16 protein-coding genes and 1 riboswitch are annotated in these 17,587 nt (G+C 29.2%); of the genes, 1 reads left to right on the forward strand and 15 read right to left on the reverse strand.

Annotated elements, in window-relative coordinates:
* Positions 1-46 precede the first annotated feature (46 nt).
* From hpf to metK, 13 genes are all read right to left on the reverse strand, one after another.
* Positions 47-598 (reverse strand): ribosome hibernation-promoting factor, HPF/YfiA family, encoded by a 552-nt coding sequence (gene hpf / locus KGF36_RS09450; protein WP_227827870.1) that lies wholly within the window; start codon positions 596-598, stop codon positions 47-49.
* A gap of 556 nt (positions 599-1,154) precedes the next feature.
* Positions 1,155-1,829, reverse strand: coding sequence for a copper homeostasis protein CutC (locus KGF36_RS09455; RefSeq protein ID WP_227827871.1), 675 nt, complete (start codon positions 1,827-1,829; stop codon positions 1,155-1,157).
* A gap of 2 nt (positions 1,830-1,831) precedes the next feature.
* Positions 1,832-2,884, reverse strand: a complete 1,053-nt coding sequence (locus tag KGF36_RS09460; protein WP_227827872.1) for a Sapep family Mn(2+)-dependent dipeptidase — start codon at positions 2,882-2,884, stop codon at positions 1,832-1,834.
* Positions 2,885-2,938: 54 nt separating this feature from the next.
* Positions 2,939-3,898: a N(4)-(beta-N-acetylglucosaminyl)-L-asparaginase gene (locus KGF36_RS09465; RefSeq protein WP_227827873.1), complete on the reverse strand. Its 960-nt coding sequence runs from the start codon at positions 3,896-3,898 to the stop codon at positions 2,939-2,941.
* Between the two features lie 95 nt (positions 3,899-3,993).
* A complete protein-coding gene (locus KGF36_RS09470) occupies positions 3,994-4,512 on the reverse strand; it encodes a GrdB-related putative oxidoreductase (RefSeq protein WP_227827874.1) in 519 nt (172 codons plus the stop codon).
* 10 nt (positions 4,513-4,522) lie between these two features.
* The gene (gene celB / locus KGF36_RS09475; RefSeq protein ID WP_227842679.1) at positions 4,523-5,857 is read right to left on the reverse strand and encodes a PTS cellobiose transporter subunit IIC; all 1,335 of its coding nucleotides are present in this window, start codon (positions 5,855-5,857) and stop codon (positions 4,523-4,525) included.
* Between the two features lie 46 nt (positions 5,858-5,903).
* The gene (locus KGF36_RS09480) at positions 5,904-6,230 is read right to left on the reverse strand and encodes a PTS sugar transporter subunit IIB (RefSeq protein ID WP_227434553.1); all 327 of its coding nucleotides are present in this window, start codon (positions 6,228-6,230) and stop codon (positions 5,904-5,906) included.
* Positions 6,231-6,256: 26 nt separating this feature from the next.
* A complete protein-coding gene (locus KGF36_RS09485) occupies positions 6,257-6,565 on the reverse strand; it encodes a PTS lactose/cellobiose transporter subunit IIA (protein ID WP_227483559.1) in 309 nt (102 codons plus the stop codon).
* A 139-nt stretch (positions 6,566-6,704) separates the two neighbouring features.
* Positions 6,705-8,609 carry a BglG family transcription antiterminator gene (locus KGF36_RS09490; protein WP_227827876.1) on the reverse strand — a complete coding sequence of 635 codons (1,905 nt, stop codon included), beginning with the start codon at positions 8,607-8,609 and terminating at the stop codon, positions 6,705-6,707.
* 343 nt (positions 8,610-8,952) lie between these two features.
* Complete coding sequence (locus KGF36_RS09495; RefSeq protein ID WP_227827877.1) at positions 8,953-9,735, reverse strand: ComF family protein; 783 nt, start codon at positions 9,733-9,735, stop codon at positions 8,953-8,955.
* Positions 9,736-9,737: 2 nt separating this feature from the next.
* The gene (locus KGF36_RS09500; protein ID WP_227827878.1) at positions 9,738-11,957 is read right to left on the reverse strand and encodes an ATP-dependent RecD-like DNA helicase; all 2,220 of its coding nucleotides are present in this window, start codon (positions 11,955-11,957) and stop codon (positions 9,738-9,740) included.
* A 271-nt stretch (positions 11,958-12,228) separates the two neighbouring features.
* Positions 12,229-13,326 (reverse strand): hypothetical protein, encoded by a 1,098-nt coding sequence (locus KGF36_RS09505; protein ID WP_227827879.1) that lies wholly within the window; start codon positions 13,324-13,326, stop codon positions 12,229-12,231.
* Positions 13,327-13,660: 334 nt separating this feature from the next.
* Entirely contained in the window at positions 13,661-14,854 is a 1,194-nt protein-coding gene (gene metK / locus KGF36_RS09510) for a methionine adenosyltransferase (RefSeq protein ID WP_227827880.1), read from the reverse strand.
* A 136-nt stretch (positions 14,855-14,990) separates the two neighbouring features.
* A riboswitch (SAM riboswitch) is annotated at positions 14,991-15,094 on the reverse strand.
* 188 nt (positions 15,095-15,282) lie between these two features.
* Between metK and yyaC the strand changes: the two genes are divergently transcribed.
* On the forward strand, positions 15,283-15,792 hold the full coding sequence (yyaC, locus tag KGF36_RS09515) for a spore protease YyaC (protein ID WP_161803358.1): 510 nt from the start codon (positions 15,283-15,285) through the stop codon (positions 15,790-15,792).
* A 135-nt stretch (positions 15,793-15,927) separates the two neighbouring features.
* Here yyaC and fabZ read toward each other — a convergent pair whose 3' ends face one another.
* Together fabZ and KGF36_RS09525 are read right to left on the reverse strand one after the other, a co-directional pair.
* Positions 15,928-16,356 (reverse strand): 3-hydroxyacyl-ACP dehydratase FabZ, encoded by a 429-nt coding sequence (gene fabZ / locus KGF36_RS09520; RefSeq protein ID WP_227483562.1) that lies wholly within the window; start codon positions 16,354-16,356, stop codon positions 15,928-15,930.
* A gap of 15 nt (positions 16,357-16,371) precedes the next feature.
* The gene (locus tag KGF36_RS09525) at positions 16,372-17,391 is read right to left on the reverse strand and encodes a rod shape-determining protein (RefSeq protein ID WP_003425449.1); all 1,020 of its coding nucleotides are present in this window, start codon (positions 17,389-17,391) and stop codon (positions 16,372-16,374) included.
* Between the last annotated feature and the right edge of the window lie 196 nt (positions 17,392-17,587).

Below are 17,587 nucleotides of genomic sequence, written 5' to 3' on the forward strand. Positions count from 1 at the left end.
CGATAAATAATTTATCGATAGCTAATATGATTAAATCTAAATTGCTTTATTCATGTTCTATTATACCATATCCGCCATTATGACGTTTATAAACTACGGCTATTTCATCTGAATCTATATTCTTGAACATATAGAAATCATGTCCTACTAATTCCATTTGTAATACAGCTTCTTCTTCGCTCATTGGCTTAACACTAAACTTCTTACGTCTTTGAATTACTATATCTTGATTTTCATCTTCGTAATCTTCTTGTTCATCTGCTAGATTTATCTCTGCATCTTGGAATCTTATACTCTTATTGTCTTGATGCTTATCTTGTAGTCTCTTTTTATATTTTTTTAATTGTCTACTTAATTTATCATATACAACATCTATAGCTGTGTATAAATTTTCCTGCATATCTTCTGCTCTAATTATAGGACCATTTACAGTAGCTATTGTTACTTCTATTTTTTGTCTTGTTTTTCTAGCACTTACTGTAACCTTTACATCAGTGTCTGGATGAATGTAATTATCTAACTTACTTAATTTGCTTTCGATTTTATTTTTTATTGCATCAGTCAATTCGATTTGTTTTCCAGATATAATTATGTTCATAAGTACATCTCCCTTCAATTATGCCAGTATAAGAAAATTTATACTTTAATAATATATTCTACACGAACTCTCATAATCCTTCTTTTATTATTAACTTTTGTGATTTTTTCTATTCAATTGATAGAATTATTTTTCATTTTTAATCACCTTAATGCTTATGTGGATTAATATTATAACAATACCCTGTGGATAATGTGGATAAAACTGTTAATAACTCTTGTTCCTGTGTATTTAAAGCTATTTTTATTGCCCTTTCTATCCACAAATATCTCCAATAATTGTTTATTAATATGTGAATTCATGTCATAAAGTGGTAATTTTAGGAAATTATATGTATTCTATGCCACTTAACTTTTATAAATTTTTCATAGTTATCCACCTTCTAAGACCTCCATATTTCATTTTTTCTTTCACTATTTAGTTTAGCTTCAAGATTACCTAAAAGTAGTAAAGCATCATAACAATAATTTCTTAATCAATATTCATATACCCAAACTACAATTGACTAACACTCTTTATTTAATCTAATAAGTTGTATAAATCATATATGTTTATATTATTTCGAAATTATATCTACTAATTGTTTAAGCTTTTGTCTGTCTATATCTTCAAATGGACTCTTATCTATTCTAACAGCTGTACCAAAATGAAAATTATTTGCCTTAGTTACTCCCTTTATTTCAACTATATTATTAAAATCAAGACCTCCACCTAAAAGAATTTTTATATTATTAGAGTTAAGCATCATATCTTTTATAATTTTTATATTATCTTTTATATTTCCCTTGCCCCCTGATGTTAGTATATTTGTAATTCTGTCATAATTCTTTAGAATATTAACACTTTCTATTGTATTTGATTCATCTATTGCTCTATGAAATGTAACATCAAGATTATCGCAGTATTGCAACAAAAAATCTAAATTTTCTTCGTCTATATTATCATTCTTATCTAGCATTCCAAATACAACTCCATTAGCTCCAATCTCTTTGACTATATTTATATCTTTTAACATTATACTTATATCTTCTTTACTATACACAAAACTTTTGGCATGAGGTCTTATCATTACATTCACAGGTATCTTTACACTGTTAACAACACTTTCTATAAGGCCAAAGCTTGGTGTCAGTCCTCCTTCAGTTAAAGCACTAACTAATTCTATTCTATCTGCGCCACAATCTTCTATAATCTTAGCGTCTTCTACTGTCATTCCTATTATCTCTAACATAACTACTCCTTTGCTAATTCATATATTGCATTTGCAAATATCTTTGCATTTAAAATTATATCATCTATATCCATGTATTCGTCGTGATTATGTGCTATTCCTTTTTGTCCTGGAAACGAAGGTCCAAATGGAACTATATTTGGCATTACTTTTGCATATGTACCTCCATTAGTTGTTACTGGAGTACCATCTAATGATGTTACTCTTTCATAAGCTATTTGAAGTTTTTTAACAAGCTTACTATCCTTATCAAAATATACAGGATTAAAATTAGAAATTACTTCTATCTCTGTACCATTAGGAAAATTAGATTTTATTTCATATAATACATCTTCTAGTTTATAACTAAAGTCATATTTTACTTTTATCTCCAGCATTATGTAACTATTCTCTTTATGTAACTCTTGATTTGTAACAATCACTTTTTCAGACATGTTTTCTATAAAGCTTAAAAATATGTCTTCCTTATAGTTACAGTTATTTTTGATTATAATTTTCGCCATACCTTTTTCACCATATACAACAGGATATTTGCAATCTGGTGTGAACCCCATTATAGGAGGTTTTTCTTTTTTTAAATAATATGGTATATCTTTAAATCCACTTTCTTCATTTGTACCAAAAATTATCCTAACTTTTTTATCTAACTTTAAACTTAATTCTTTAATAACATATAGTCCATATAAAGAACACATTATAGGCCCTTTATTATCTAATACCCCTCTACCATAGATTCTTCCATTATATATCTCTCCTCCATAAGGTTGATATATCCAATTTTTACCTTCATGTACTACATCTACATGGCCAATTACACAGATATAATCTTTACTATCTCCATATTCTGCATAACCAATATAATTGTCTAAGTTTCTAACTTTAAATCCTAATTTTCTTGAAATTTCTAGTGCTTTATTAAGTGCTTTTCCTACCTTTTCGCCAAAAGGGAAGCCATTTTCTGGCTCCCCTTCAACGCTAGGTATTTTTACAATATCTACAATATCACTTAATAAATCTTCTTTTATCTCATCTACTTTATTGTTTATGATATTCATAAAAATCTCCTTTTAAATATTAAAGAACTCTACTTTACTGTATAAATACAAACTTTATTCACTCACTTCTATTGGTGCCTTTATCCTAGCTTCATATGCTTCCATCCACTCGTTTGACACAACCTTATGTATAGTTTTACCATCTATTCTATTTGATATATATACTGTAGGAGCTTCTGCTTTAGTAGCTACTGAAAATGTAAAGTCAGCTATATTTGTAGCTACTCCCCACTCTCCTTTATTATTCATAGCAACTAATGATAAATCTCCAGCTTTTCCTCGTCTTTTGATAAGCTGTTCATCTAACTCATTTACTGCTATATCACATGCCTCTTGTGGATGTTTTCCTTCTTTCATAAGTCTAACTATCTCATATGATATACATCCTTTCATCAAATCTTCTCCAAGACCAGTAGCTGTAGCCCCTCCTATGCTACTATCAACGAAGAACCCCGAACCAGATAGTGCAGAATCTCCTATTCTACCTCTTTTCTTCATAAATAGACCACTTGTTGAGGTTGCTGCACACATCTTTCCATTTTTATCTAAAGATATCATCCCAACAGTATCATGACCAGCATATGGGCTTAATCCTTTATCTAAAGTTTCTTTTTTTCTCTTCTTATAATGTAGCTTAGCTCTATCTGTTAACATATTTTTTCTTTCAAATCCATTTTTATGAGCATACTCTTCAGCTCCTATTCCAACTAAGAAATTATTCACTTTCTCATAACTTAATTTTCTAGCTATACTGACAGGATTAGAATAATCTCTTATACCTGCAACTGCTCCTATATCTAGTGTGTTTCCATCCATAAATGCAGCATCAAGTTCTACTTCACAGTTTTCATTTGGAAGTCCTCCATATCCAACCGATTTATAGAATGGATAATCTTCAACTTTTCTTACAGCAAGTTCTACAGCATCTCCTGCTTCCATTCCTTTTTCTAAATGTTCTGATGCTTCAGTGATTCCTTCTATGGCCATTCTCCATGTTGCTATCATTCCCCACATATCAGAAAATCCCTCCTTAATTATATAAACTCTATCCATATACTTTAATCATAATATAGTATGGTACTTAAACTTGACAATTGGTGAAGTATTAATTAATAACAAAATTCTTCTCTCATTGAAGTTATATCTTCTTTATTTGCTATTGATTTTGCTAATTTACATATATTGTTTAGTGAATCGTTAAGACCAATTCCACCTTTTTTAGGTGTCTTAACTATACATATATCATTTTTGTATTCGTTTATTATATCTGTATTTTCTTCTGACATAGCCGCAAAAGCTGGTATATCCGTTTTATTGTTTATACTTTTAGATAATATTGCTGACATCTTAGAAAAATTTTCATAGTTAAAACTCGGTCCACAAATAACTACATCAGGATTTAACTTTTTAACCATAGCTATCATCTTATTTGTCACTTCTTCTTCATTGTTTATAAAAAATTCATCCCCACAAAAAAGTGTCGCTATCACTTTAGATTCTTTTAAAAATGGTTCCATCATTATACCTGGACCTAATGGGCTTGATTTTCCAGCAGGAGGTATATTGCTTTTTTCTTTCCCACCTGCACCTGCTTGTATTTGATCCAATATCATAACTATTTTCTTCATAATTTTCCTCCTATAATACTAAATCATCAAAAGATATATCATCATCTTCCTCTTCAACATTTGTTTTTTCTTCTTTTAAATATTGTTTATCTAACATTTTTATAAATGGCATGTACATAAATATTCCTAGTACAAGAAGTATTATTTGTAGTAAGGCACCTTGCCATCCTGTTGTTAGAAATCCAGAGAATATAATTGGAGTTGTCCATGGCAATTGAACTCCATTTGTAAGTGGTACTAATCCTGCTGACATACAGAAATAAGCTATTATTATGTTTATTGTTGGAACTATTGCAAATGGTATCAATAATATTGGGTTAAGCATTATTGGTAGACCAAATATTAATGGCTCATTTATTCCAAATATCCCTGGTAGAATTGATAATTTACCCATTGATTTTATACGTTTACTTTTGCATATAAGTAACATAGCTATAATTAAGGATAGTGTACTACCTGCTCCACCAAATGTTGCAAACATATCCTGGAATTGACCAGTTATTATGTTTGGTATTTTTGAACCAGCTTGAAAAGCAGCTAAATTTTCAGCTGATAAAATTTTTAATATTGGATTATAGACAGCTCCAACAACACTACTACCATTTATTCCAAAGAACCAGAATAAATGTAAGAATATATAAGCTATTGCCATAGCACCTAAACTATTTCCTAATTTTAATAATGGCATTTGTAAAAACTTAAATATAAATTCATGTATACTTCCATATGGTGTAGCTTCAAAAGCAATCTTAACTAAAAAGAAAACTATCATAACTATTGCACTTGGTATTAATGCAGCAAATGATTTTGAAACAGTTGGAGGAACTCCATCTGGCATCTTCAATGTCCACCCTTTTTTGACAACTACTGCAAATAATTTAACAGATGTTATTGCGGTTATCATTCCTACAAACATTCCCTTAGAACCCATCCAACCTAATGGGATACCTGTTACCATATAGACTGCCTTTGTTCCTTCTGGTGTATATGGTATTACAAATGGTGTCACTATAAAAAAAGCGACTATTGCAACTGCTGCTGATGCAATTGGGTCTACATCTATTTGTTTAGCATAAGAGTAACCAATTCCTAAAACTGCAAGTAAAGTCATTACTTCAAAGGTCGCTATAGTTGGTTGTTGTAATTTTACTGCCCAATCTGGACCAAAAATTTGACCTACGAATTCGTCCCATCCTTTTATTGGGAAGTTTGCTACTAATAAAAATAACGACCCTATTATCAATAATGGTGATGATACTAAAAAACCATCTCTAATTGCAATTAATAATTTATTTTTACCTATTTTTTCAGCCAATGGCATAAGTATTCTTTCCAATTTATTCATCTATCCACCCTCATTTCTCAGTATCTTTTTACTATATTTTAAGCCTTTAAGCTTGTTTAGATTTTATTAATTTTATAGCAAGCTTTAGTACTTTTTCTCCATTCATAGTTCCATAATCAGTTTCGTTTATTATATCCACAGGTTTTCCTTGAGCTTCAAACTTTGGCTTTAACTCCTTTAGCATGTATTTAACTTGAGGCCCTAACAATATACAATCTGGATTCTTTTCTGCAACTATCTTATCAATTTCTGCTATTGGAAATGCTTCTACTTCTATTGGTAAATTGTGTTCATCTGCTACTTTCTGCATCTTTCCTGCAAGTAAGCTTGTTGACATCCCAAAACTACAAAATAAATATACTTTTCTCTTCATTATCTTAAATCCCCCTTAACTACTTTTTATTTTAGTTTTTGAATTTCTTTTCTTAGCACTATCATTTCTTTTATAAGGTTTCTTTCACTCATACAAGTCATTAAATGGTCTTGAGAGTGAATTAGTAAGATAGATATATCTGACTTATTTCCTCCTGCTTCCTTTTGTATAAGTTCTGTTTGTACTTTATGTGCTTTTAATATTTCTTCATTTGCACTTTCGATTAATTCATCAGCCTTTTCAAAATCGTTTTCCTTTGCACAATCAAGAGCTTCGTAAAGCATAGATTTTGCATTTCCAGCATGAATTATAATCTTTAATACTATTTCTTCCATTTCTTCCTCCTAAATTACTTGTCTACTTTTAACTGATTTCTATCTGATAGATATATAATATCTTATAAAAACAAAAAAACATGCACAACTTTTTCCATTACATGGAAAATTTTGTGCTTATTCACATTTTGATATAAATTTATATAAGAATATTTTTTATATTTTTAATATCACATTTACTTAGCACATCAAGCATATTTTCATCTTCTGTCAATTTAGATATTTCTTTGAATAATTCTCTAAATACTTTTCTATCATCATCTTTTTTATAAGCTAACAAAAGTATAATCTTTATGTATTTTCCATTTCTAATTTTTATTGGTGTTTTCAATCTTGCAAAACATAGGACAGATTGTTTTATATATTTCATATCTCCATGAGGAAACAATATTCCTTTCCCGACATTAGTTGGATATGCCTTTTCTCTTTCTATAATAGAATTTAAATACTCCTTATCTGCATAATGCTTTTCGATTAATAAATTAGTTAAGTATGCTATAGCCTCATAAATATCATTATGTTCTAGCTCTCTTATTAAATAATCAGACATCATTAATCTATTCATAAGTTTATATGATGTATCTTTTTCTTTTATTTTGTTGGTAAATTCTTTGAGTTTATTTTCATCTTCATCAGTAAATAGTGGTGTTGTTATAAAAATTGGCTTTTGTACATTTTCATATTCTTGAAATGCAATTATAAAATCTATCATTTTATTGAAGTTATCTCTTCTTAAATCTTCTTCCCTTAGTGTTTCAACTATTTCTATATTATTAAATCTCTTTTCTATCTTTACTTTTAGTAACATACTTACTCCAAAGCTAAATGGGCATACGATACTTGCTTTTTTAGTTGATTCTCTCTTATTACTTTTTCTTTCTAAAGATGTTTGAAAGTGAAGAGTAAGATAACCTATTTCATCTTCAGTTATTTGTTTTTCTTTTTGCTCAATTCCTATTGAATTTGAAATTACTGTAAATAAAAAACAAAATTTATTTTTTATATTATCTAAAAGTGGATTTTCCAAATAAACATTACTTTGCATTTGGTGCATTGTAACATTTAAGTGACATATTAATTGGTCATAAAGCAATATATCATTATTAAAGTTTATACCTGATTCTTCTGATACTAGATTTATAATTCTTTTTGTGTACTCTGATAATTCTTCATTAAGGTATAGTGATTTTTTAGTATCTTTACTATTTATTTGTTTATTCATACCAAGTATTAGTGACTCTATAAATAATTTTTCTTCATGGTTTAACACTATAGACAGACTGGATTTCAACTCATTTTCTATATCTAATATAAGAATTTCTAATTTTAGTTCTTTTTTAGTATTTAATATTTCAAAAGAATTCCCTAACCTTATTCGTATGATATTTATAAGTAAAAATAACATCAATTGCCTGAATGAGACATCTGTAAGTCTTATATCCATTTTATCTTCTATCATAGACATTATATTTTTGACAACTATTATGTCTACCATATGGAAATATTCTATTTCATCCATGTTTAGTCTGTATTTATCTATATATTTAAATAAGAACGCCACTAACATTATCCTTATGTCTTTCTCATTTCCCTCAATACATATACCACTACCTGTTTTAGTTGAAATTTTTAAATTATAATTACTTAATTCTACTGATAATTTATTTATTTCTTCTCTAACAATATTTTTATTTATATACAATTTATTGGATAAATCATTTAAGGTAATTTTCTTATTATTGCAAAGTAATAGATTCAATATCTCAACTTGTTTATGAAGTTCACTATTTACTCTTTTAACTTCACCTCTTAACTTCTGATTTACTACTATTTTATCCGTATCATCTCCACTAAACTTAATCCCTATGTTAGGCTTTCTTTTAATATAAGCACTACAAAAAGTAGATAACCATTCATCAATGTACTTACAATCATTTCTTATTGTTCTCTCTGAGCACTCAAAATCGTTAGCAATCTCATTGATATTTATAAATTCTTCTTTTAATAGCAATACTGTCAACAAGTTCTCTTGTCTTTTGTTCATATATATCACCTCTTTATGACTCATTCTAAATTTATTATATATAAAAAAGAGCTACACATAAAAACATTATGTTAGCTCTCTTTTAATATGATATTTAGCTGACCTGGTCTTTGACCCCACACTCGCCTACTGGAGGGTTCGCTTGGGTTCGCCGCACTACTACTCTCTCTCGATTTTATTATCGGTAGGTCTTACTTCTAAGCCGCACCATGCTCATTAACTCAACTTTTAGTGTTAACTTACGTGGATCCTTTTGCCTGCGACTGGCTTGGACTTTCAACCACAGACCTAAATATCACTTATTCATTTTAATATTTTAAAGTAAAATTGTCAATATATAAGATTATTCCATAACATAGTTGTCATTTGCTCTTGTAAGCAAAGTCATTACAAAAACCTTATTAACACCAGATAACTTTAAAATCTTAGATATTTCATTTGTTGTCAAGCCAGTTGTAAATATATCATCTATCAAAAGTACATTTTTATTATTTATTAATTTAATATTTTCGTTAACAGCAAATACATTTTTTAATTCCTTTTTTCGCTCTTGTTTACTTAACTTATAGAGCATCCTTGTATTTTTTTCTCTAGATATACAATCTAATATTGGAACATTGATTATTTTACTCAAACTCAAAGCTATTTTTCGTGCTTGATTAAATCCTCTTTTATTAAGTCTTTTCCTATGAAGTGGAACAAATAATATATAATCAAATTTCACATTTTCTAAATCCAACTTTTCTTTCATTATTTGAGCTATGTATTTAGCCATAAATGTTTTTTGATTGTACTTTAATCCTAATATTATTTTTTTAGTTATATCATTGTATTCAATACAGGAGATTGACTTATCAAAATAAAAACTTTTATCAAAACAATAGCTACATCCTTCAATAAATTCTTTTTCAAGCGAATGATGTATGATTGGCTTTCCACATTTTATGCACCCATTTAGTATAAAATTCATTTCATCAAAACAACTTTTACAGACTGAATAGGTATTAGTTTTTTTTATTGATTTATCACAAATTATGCAATTTATATTTTCAGGATAAATAAAATCCAGACATTTATTAATCAGATTTCTAAGACTCTTAATAAAATTATCATTGCATATTTTCATATTTACTCTATCAACAGCCCTTCTTGTTTGAATTTATTTAGCTTATATCCTAAGTTTGAATATCTTTGATTTACTCTATTATTTTTTATCATATATTCCAAATATTTCACATCTCCAACTAACACAACTAATTTTTTTGCTCTTGTCACTGCTGTATATAATAAATTACGGCTTAATAACATAGGAGGAGCCCAAGTTATTGGTATCACTACAACTGGAAATTCACTTCCTTGACTTTTATGTATAGTTGTACAAAAACTATGGTCAATCTCATCTAACTCATCATATAAATATGATACAATTTTAGTTTGGTCAAATAGCACGTAAATAGTTTTCTTATCTTTATCTATATAATATACATAGCCTATATCTCCATTATATATACCTTCCCCACTTTCCTTTTGGTCTTCTGTCTCCCATTTTTTTGTATAATTATTTTTTACTTGCATTACCTTGTCACCAACTCTAAACAACCTTTTAGAAAAACTTTCTTCTACTTTAAACTTCTCCTTTTTGTTAAGATACTTTTGTAACTCTATATTCAGATTGGTAACTCCTAGCTCTCCTTTTCTCATTGAAGATAAAACCTGTATATCTTTTAGTTTATCAACATTATAAAATTTAGGTAGTCTTTCATTTACCAAACCTATTATTTCATTCAATATCTCTTCATTCGTTGATTTTCTTATAAAAAAGAAGTCTTTTCCCTTTGTATTTAAATGAAGTGGTTCGCCATTATTTATCTTATGCGCATTCACAATTATCATACTTTCTTGAGCTTGTCTAAATATTTCATTTAATTTGACCACATTTATAATATTTGAGTCTATCATGTCCTTAAGTACATTACCCGCACCTACAGAAGGTAATTGGTCACTATCCCCAACTAATATTACTCTTGTTCCTAATTTTATTGCTCTAAGTAAATTATACATTAAGATAATATCTACCATTGATACTTCATCGACTATTATTACATCTGAGTTTATCGGATCTTCTTCATCTTTAAAAAATGTTAAATCATCATCTGTTGAAAATCCCATTTCTAATAATCTATGTATAGTCTTTGCTTCTTTATTAGAAGTTTCACTCATTCTCTTAGCTGCTCTTCCCGTTGGAGCAGCTAAAGTTACGCTTTTACCATTATTTTCAAATATATCTATAATTGCATTAATAGTAGTAGTCTTTCCAGTACCTGGACCACCAGTTATAATTAATACTCCACTGTTCATAGATTCTTTAACTGCTAAAACTTGCTTCTCTGCTAACTTAATTTTCTTATCATCTTCTAAAATTTTAATTTCATTTTCTATATCTATATTCAAATCTTCAAATTCATACTGCGACAATTTTACTATTTGACTACATACTCCATTTTCAGATAGGTAGTATGGCATAAGATATATGAGATTTTCATTATTCACTTTTTCTATATGTATTTTTTGATTATATACCAACATCATTACACATTCTTTTACTATGTCTCCACTTAACTCCAACAATTTTTCCGAATCTTGTATTAGAATATGTTCTGGTAAATATGTATGTCCATTACTTAGGGATTTATTTAAGGTATATAATATTCCTTGGCATACTCTATCTTTAGAATTTTTATCTATGCCAATTTTATTAGCTATACTATCAGCTACTTTAAACCCTATTCCTCTTATGTCTTCAGCAAGCTGATATGGATTTTTATTTATAATTTCTATTGCACTACTTTTATATTTTTTATATATTTTTAAACAATAATTGGGTGTTATTCCAAAAGGAGATAGTTCTATTATTATGTTTCTTAATTCTCTATCTTCTTCATAACTCTTTACTATTTGCTTTACCTTTTTACTGCCTATACCCTCTACTTCTTGTAATTTTTCTGGGTAATTTTGTATTACATCTAGTGTATCAACACCAAACTTATCAATTATTCTCTTAGCCATTTTTTCGCCAATTCCATGTATCATACCAGAAGATAAGTAAACATAAATTCCTTCTAAAGATGATGGTTTCACTGGCATAAAACTATTCACTTCAAATTGAGTTCCATAAATTTTGTGGTTTACCCATTTACCTTCAACTTCTATACTCTCTCCCATTGCTAAGGTAGGCATACATCCTACAACAACAATTTCATCATTTTCATTTACCAGATGAGCTATTGTATAGCCATTATCTTCATTTTTAAAGACTATTTCACTTATCATTCCTTCTAATTTTTCCATTTTTATCTCCTAAAAATACTAATAATTGTTCCGTTTGCATGTTAGTATACTTAAATATATTAAGTTCTATGATAGGATTCTATCAGAAAATTTTTCTATATTTTTATACTTAACTTAATTTCCAACTATTATACATTTTATCAGAAACAAAAAAAATCTGCATCTTAAAAATATGGTACCTTAAAATAAAGGCACCATATATAAATAATTATTTTATTTCAACCATCTTGCTTCTAAAACATAGATTAAATTTCACAAATTTATTTTGATATTAATTTACTTCAGATTTATTTTCCTTATATCCTTCAGTTTTGGTAATTCTTCGATAAAGCATACATAGTAAAATTAAAATTCCCATATAACCTGTGTATGGATATAATGTCCCTACAAGTTTATCAAATGGTAATAATCCTCCTATACATGCTAATATGCTTACTACTACTGTTATTATTTTAAATTTAGGATGGTCATCTTCCACAAATCTATTAGTTACTGACCATAATAATGGTACAGCTGTAGTATATATTCCTAATAAAAGTACTACTGAGAATAAAATACCTATAATTGGAGATATCTTGTCAGCTAAATAAAGAGCTGGTATTTCTTTTGTGTATATATTTCCTACATCTGAAAGTAGTGCTAGATTCATCATTATAGCTGCTGCCATAAGTGCTACTCCACCTATTATACCTCCCCATACAGCATCTTTCTTATTTACTGCTGAAGCTCCCATTCCTGTCAAGAATGTTATTACTATTATTACATTATAGCAAGTATAAAGTACACCTGAGAAATATCCATTTGATGTAGCAGTTTTAACGTTTAGACTATCAACTATAGCTCCTGCATTTGATAAAGCACCAATATTACTAAATAAACTAATTGCTCCCACTAAAAGTGTAAATATTATTATTATAGGACCTATATTACCTAGTATCTTTGAAAGTCTTGTCAAACCTAGAGATACAGTTATTAGGGAAACGATTGCCATGCCAATTCTACCTACATATGGATTTAGCCCATAATACTCTGACAATGTAGCTCCTGCTCCTGCAATCATTATTACTAATGTACCAAACAAAAACAATGGTCCAAACCATTCAAAAAATGTACCAAGATATTTTCCACAATATACTTGATAAATCTTTATTGGCTCTTTAAGCTTTAGTTCTCTCCCTTTTTCTATAACTTCTGCTCCAAACCATGAGAATAATACCATAGATATTATTCCTCCTATAATACCAGCATACCCATAAAACGTAAAGAATTGTAATATCTCTTGACCAGTTGCAAATCCAGAACCTATTACAGTCGCTACATATGCTCCAGCAAAACTTATAACCATTTTGATGTTCATTTTACCCAACATACACACTACTCCCTCCTAAATAAAATAAATTTTTTAATAAGTAAAATTTAATGTAAGTTTATTAAGACTATATTAGTTGTATTATTGATGCTTTTCAATATTTTTTGAATTATTTAACATTACTTAACGAAATCTTAACCAGTTTTTAACATATGTCTCCTAATATGTATTAATTTAATGCAATATTATATAATGAAATATATTAATCTCACTAAATAACGTTTCTTTATTATATGATTGAAAATTAGTATTTATTAAATATATTTAATCATAAAATAAAAAACTGCTAAAACGTAATTTTAAAATTACATTCTAGCAGCTCCTTATCTAAGCATTATTCACCTAATGCGTCTTTTCTTAATTGTTCTACTTTATCAGTTCTTTCCCATGGTAAATCTATATCCGTTCTACCAAAGTGACCATAAGCAGCAACCTTTTTGTAAAGAGGCTTTCTTAAATCTAAATCTCTTATTATTGCTCCTGGTCTTAAATCAAAGTGTTTGTTTACTAGTTCAACAAGCTTTTCTTCTGAAACTTTGCCTGTCCCAAAAGTATCTATAAATATAGATAATGGTCTAGCTATACCTATGGCATATGCAAGTTCTATCTCACATTTATCTGCAAGTCCAGCTGCAACAATATTTTTAGCCACATATCTAGCAGCATAAGCAGCAGATCTATCAACTTTTGTAGGGTCTTTTCCTGAAAAAGCTCCTCCACCATGTCTAGAATATCCACCATAAGTGTCTATTATTATTTTTCTTCCTGTAAGACCTGTATCTCCTTGAGGTCCTCCTATAACGAATCTTCCTGTTGGGTTTATATAAATTTTAGTATCTTCATCAAGTAATTCAGCTGGTATAACTGATTTTATAACATGCTCAATTAAATCTTGTCTTATCTTATCATTTGATACTGTTTCACAGTGTTGAGCTGATATAAGAACTGTATGTACTCTTATAGCTTTATTTCCTTCATATTCAACAGTAACTTGAGTTTTTCCATCTGGTCTTAAATAATCAACTAAACCTGTCTTTCTAACTTCTGTAAGTCTTCTTGATAATTTATGAGCTAATGATATTGGAAGTGGCATTAATTCTGGAGTTTCATTACATGCAAATCCAAACATTATACCTTGGTCTCCAGCTCCCACTTTTTCTATTTCTTGTTCTATTTCTTCTCCAGTCTTACTTTCTAGACCTTCATCAACTCCCATAGCTATATCTCCAGATTGTTCATCTATAGAAGTTATAACTGCACAAGTGTCACAGTCAAATCCATATTTTGCTCTTGTATATCCAATTTCTTTTACTGTTTCTCTTACTAATTTAGGTATATCTACATAAGCAGATGTACTTATTTCTCCAGCTACTAAAACTAAGCCTGTTGTTACTGTAGTTTCACAAGCTACTCTAGATTGTGGGTCTTTTTCTAACAATGCATCTAATATTGAATCTGATATTTGGTCACATATCTTATCAGGATGTCCTTCTGTAACTGATTCTGAAGTAAATAAATGTCTTGCCATTTTTGTTCCTCCTTATTCATTCTTAATTTTTATTATAGGTTTTACCTTATCTTAAATTCTTAGAAATTTTACTCAAAATAAAAAACCTCTCCTTATAAGAAGAGGTTAATAATCGTAATCACATACTAATTAACTGACCTCATCTTTCAAGACTTTTGTCTTGCAGGAATTAGCACCTTTTCCCATTTGGGTGGTTGCTGGGCTTCACAGGGCCTATCCCTCAGCCTCTCTTGATAAGGTAATCAAGATTTAAGTTTTATTTTACCTTATTAGCTTACTATTTTTTTAAAATTTTGTCAAGATTTTTAGTCATATTTTTGCCATTACTTTTTTTGTGAGACAAATAAAATATTATCTCTATCTGAAATTTAAAGTTAGGTCTTTTTAATGTTTTTTATTCATATATTTTTTTGAAGGGGGTGTTCCTATTGTATTTAGCTAAAGTAAATTACAGCGATGATGATGTTATACAGATGCTAAGTTCAGTTCTCAAAACCATAATTAATGAAAATACGATTGTTGTTTGCATAGGAACAGACAGGGCTATAGGTGATACTTTAGGCCCTTTAGTTGGAACAATACTTAAAAACAGTAAATTTAAATACCCCGTTTACGGTACACTAGATAACCCTATTCACGCCTTAAATATATATGAGTCTTTAGATACTATAAAAAATACACATATACAAGGTAACTTCTTGGCTATAGATGCTTGCTTGGGGTCACAGAGTAACATAGGTAATATACAGATTAGAGAAGGACCTATCCTGCCTGGAAAAGGTGTGGGAAAAAAACTACCTCAAATAGGAAATTATTCTATAGTAGGAATTGTAGATAAAATTGATGAAAATAACAGACTTTCATTTAATAATATACGTCTTAGCTTTATACTAGACTTAGCTGAAACAATAGCCTTAGCACTATTGGTATCTACTTAAATCTTATATAAGGTAACTGATAAAATTTTTTGTATTAAAAGGGTAGATACTATAGAGTATTTAATTTAATAAATACTCCAAATTATCTACCTTTTTATTTTGATATTTATTCTTCTGTTTTCATGCTTAAAAATTTTATTTCTCTACTAGAGCAAACATTAACTCACCTTTACAGACAAGTTCTTCACCAACATAAGCTTTAGCATCTGCTTTTGCTATATTTCTTCTAAGCGTTGTCATTTCAACTTCCATAGTCAATGTATCTCCTGGTCTTACTTCTCTCTTGATTCTAACTTTATCAATACCAGCAAATACACCTAATTTCCCTTTATTTTCTTCCAAAGACATCATTGCCACTCCACACACTTGTGCTAGAGCTTCTACTATCAACACGCCTGGCATCAATGGGTAATTTGGAAAATGACCTTGAAAAAATGGTTCATTAACTGTTACATTTTTTATACCAACAGCTCTTTTTCCAACTTCTAACTCTGTAATCTTGTCCACTAATAAAAATGGATATCTATGTGGTATTAGTTCTTTTATTTCATCTATATTTAACATTTTAAACTCTCCTAATTATTTTCTTTTGAAAGACCCACCTGTTTCAAGTAAATCTATTGAGCCCAAAGCAATCCCTGTTCCTTTCGCAACACAAGATAGTGGTTCATCTGCTATTGTAACAGTTATTCCTGTTCTCTGTTCTATTATTTTATCTAATCCATATAATAATGAGCCTCCGCCAGTCATTATTATACCAACATCACCTATGTCTGCTGCTAATTCAGGTGGTGTTTTTTCTAAAACAGCATGAGTTGCAACAACTATTTGTTCAACACATTCTCTAAGGGCTTCTAACATTTCTGTTGAGTTTATAGTTATAGAACTAGGAAGACCTGTAATCAGATTTCTTCCTGTTATTTTCATATACTTTTCTTCTTCTCTCTTAAATGCAGAACCAATTTCAAACTTAATTTTTTCTGCTGTTCTTTCTCCAATAAGAAGATTATGTTGTTTTTTCATGTACTTAACTATAGCATCATCAAATCGGTCTCCACCAACTTTTATAGATTCACTTACAACTGCTCCTCCTAGTGATATTACGGCTATATCTACAGTTCCTCCACCAATATCTATAATCATATTACCATTAGGTTGTGATATGTCTACACCAGCTCCTATAGCTGCTGCTATTGGCTCTTCTATGATATATACTTCTCTAGCCCCAGCTTGTCTAGTTGCATCCTCTACTGCTCTCTTTTCTACTTCTGTAACACCTGTTGGCACACATACCATAATTCTAGGCATGAAAAATCTTCCAAATCCCTTTTTATCAACTATCTTATCTATAAAAGATTTTAACATCTTCTCAGTTACATCATAATCTGAAATTACACCATCTCTTAAAGGTCTTATTGCAACTATATTACCTGGTGTTCTTCCTATCATTTTTTTAGCCTCTTCTCCTACAGCTAAAACAGAATCTGTTCTGTTGTCTATTGCAACAACAGATGGTTCTTCTAAAACGATTCCCTTACCACTAACATAAACAAGTACATTTGCAGTACCTAAATCTATGCCTATATCAGCTCCAGCCATTTTTTCAACTCCTTCATTTATATATTAGATTATATTATAAGCCTATTTATTAATACTCCTATAATAAAGCATATACAAAAATCTCGCTTTAATCAAGAGAAAATAAATGTTTTGAGGGTATTATTCTTTTACTATTTATAATTATCTAATATATTTCTTATAATAATTTAATGTAATAAAAAAAGTAGGTTTTTAA

It is taken from the genome of Clostridioides sp. ZZV14-6009, from assembly GCF_020658095.1.
Classification (GTDB): domain Bacteria; phylum Bacillota; class Clostridia; order Peptostreptococcales; family Peptostreptococcaceae; genus Clostridioides.

Bases quoted from the DNA above. Each gene is read 5' to 3' on its own strand.
- KGF36_RS09500 (WP_227827878.1), bottom strand. From the start codon at position 11,957: ATGGAAAAATTAGAAGGAATGATAAGTGAAATAGTCTTTAAAAATGAA.
- KGF36_RS09470 (WP_227827874.1), bottom strand. From the start codon at position 4,512: ATGAAGAAAATAGTTATGATATTGGATCAAATACAAGCAGGTGCAGGT.
- KGF36_RS09460 (WP_227827872.1), bottom strand. From the start codon at position 2,884: ATGAATATCATAAACAATAAAGTAGATGAGATAAAAGAAGATTTATTA.
- KGF36_RS09490 (WP_227827876.1), bottom strand. From the start codon at position 8,609: ATGAACAAAAGACAAGAGAACTTGTTGACAGTATTGCTATTAAAAGAA.
- KGF36_RS09505 (WP_227827879.1), bottom strand. From the start codon at position 13,326: ATGTTGGGTAAAATGAACATCAAAATGGTTATAAGTTTTGCTGGAGCA.
- fabZ (WP_227483562.1), bottom strand. From the start codon at position 16,356: ATGTTAAATATAGATGAAATAAAAGAACTAATACCACATAGATATCCA.
- KGF36_RS09455 (WP_227827871.1), bottom strand. From the start codon at position 1,829: ATGTTAGAGATAATAGGAATGACAGTAGAAGACGCTAAGATTATAGAA.
- hpf (WP_227827870.1), bottom strand. From the start codon at position 598: ATGAACATAATTATATCTGGAAAACAAATCGAATTGACTGATGCAATA.
- metK (WP_227827880.1), bottom strand. From the start codon at position 14,854: ATGGCAAGACATTTATTTACTTCAGAATCAGTTACAGAAGGACATCCT.
- KGF36_RS09525 (WP_003425449.1), bottom strand. From the start codon at position 17,391: ATGGCTGGAGCTGATATAGGCATAGATTTAGGTACTGCAAATGTACTT.
- KGF36_RS09480 (WP_227434553.1), bottom strand. From the start codon at position 6,230: ATGAAGAGAAAAGTATATTTATTTTGTAGTTTTGGGATGTCAACAAGC.
- KGF36_RS09465 (WP_227827873.1), bottom strand. From the start codon at position 3,898: ATGTGGGGAATGATAGCAACATGGAGAATGGCCATAGAAGGAATCACT.
- KGF36_RS09495 (WP_227827877.1), bottom strand. From the start codon at position 9,735: ATGAAAATATGCAATGATAATTTTATTAAGAGTCTTAGAAATCTGATT.
- KGF36_RS09485 (WP_227483559.1), bottom strand. From the start codon at position 6,565: ATGGAAGAAATAGTATTAAAGATTATAATTCATGCTGGAAATGCAAAA.
- celB (WP_227842679.1), bottom strand. From the start codon at position 5,857: ATGAATAAATTGGAAAGAATACTTATGCCATTGGCTGAAAAAATAGGT.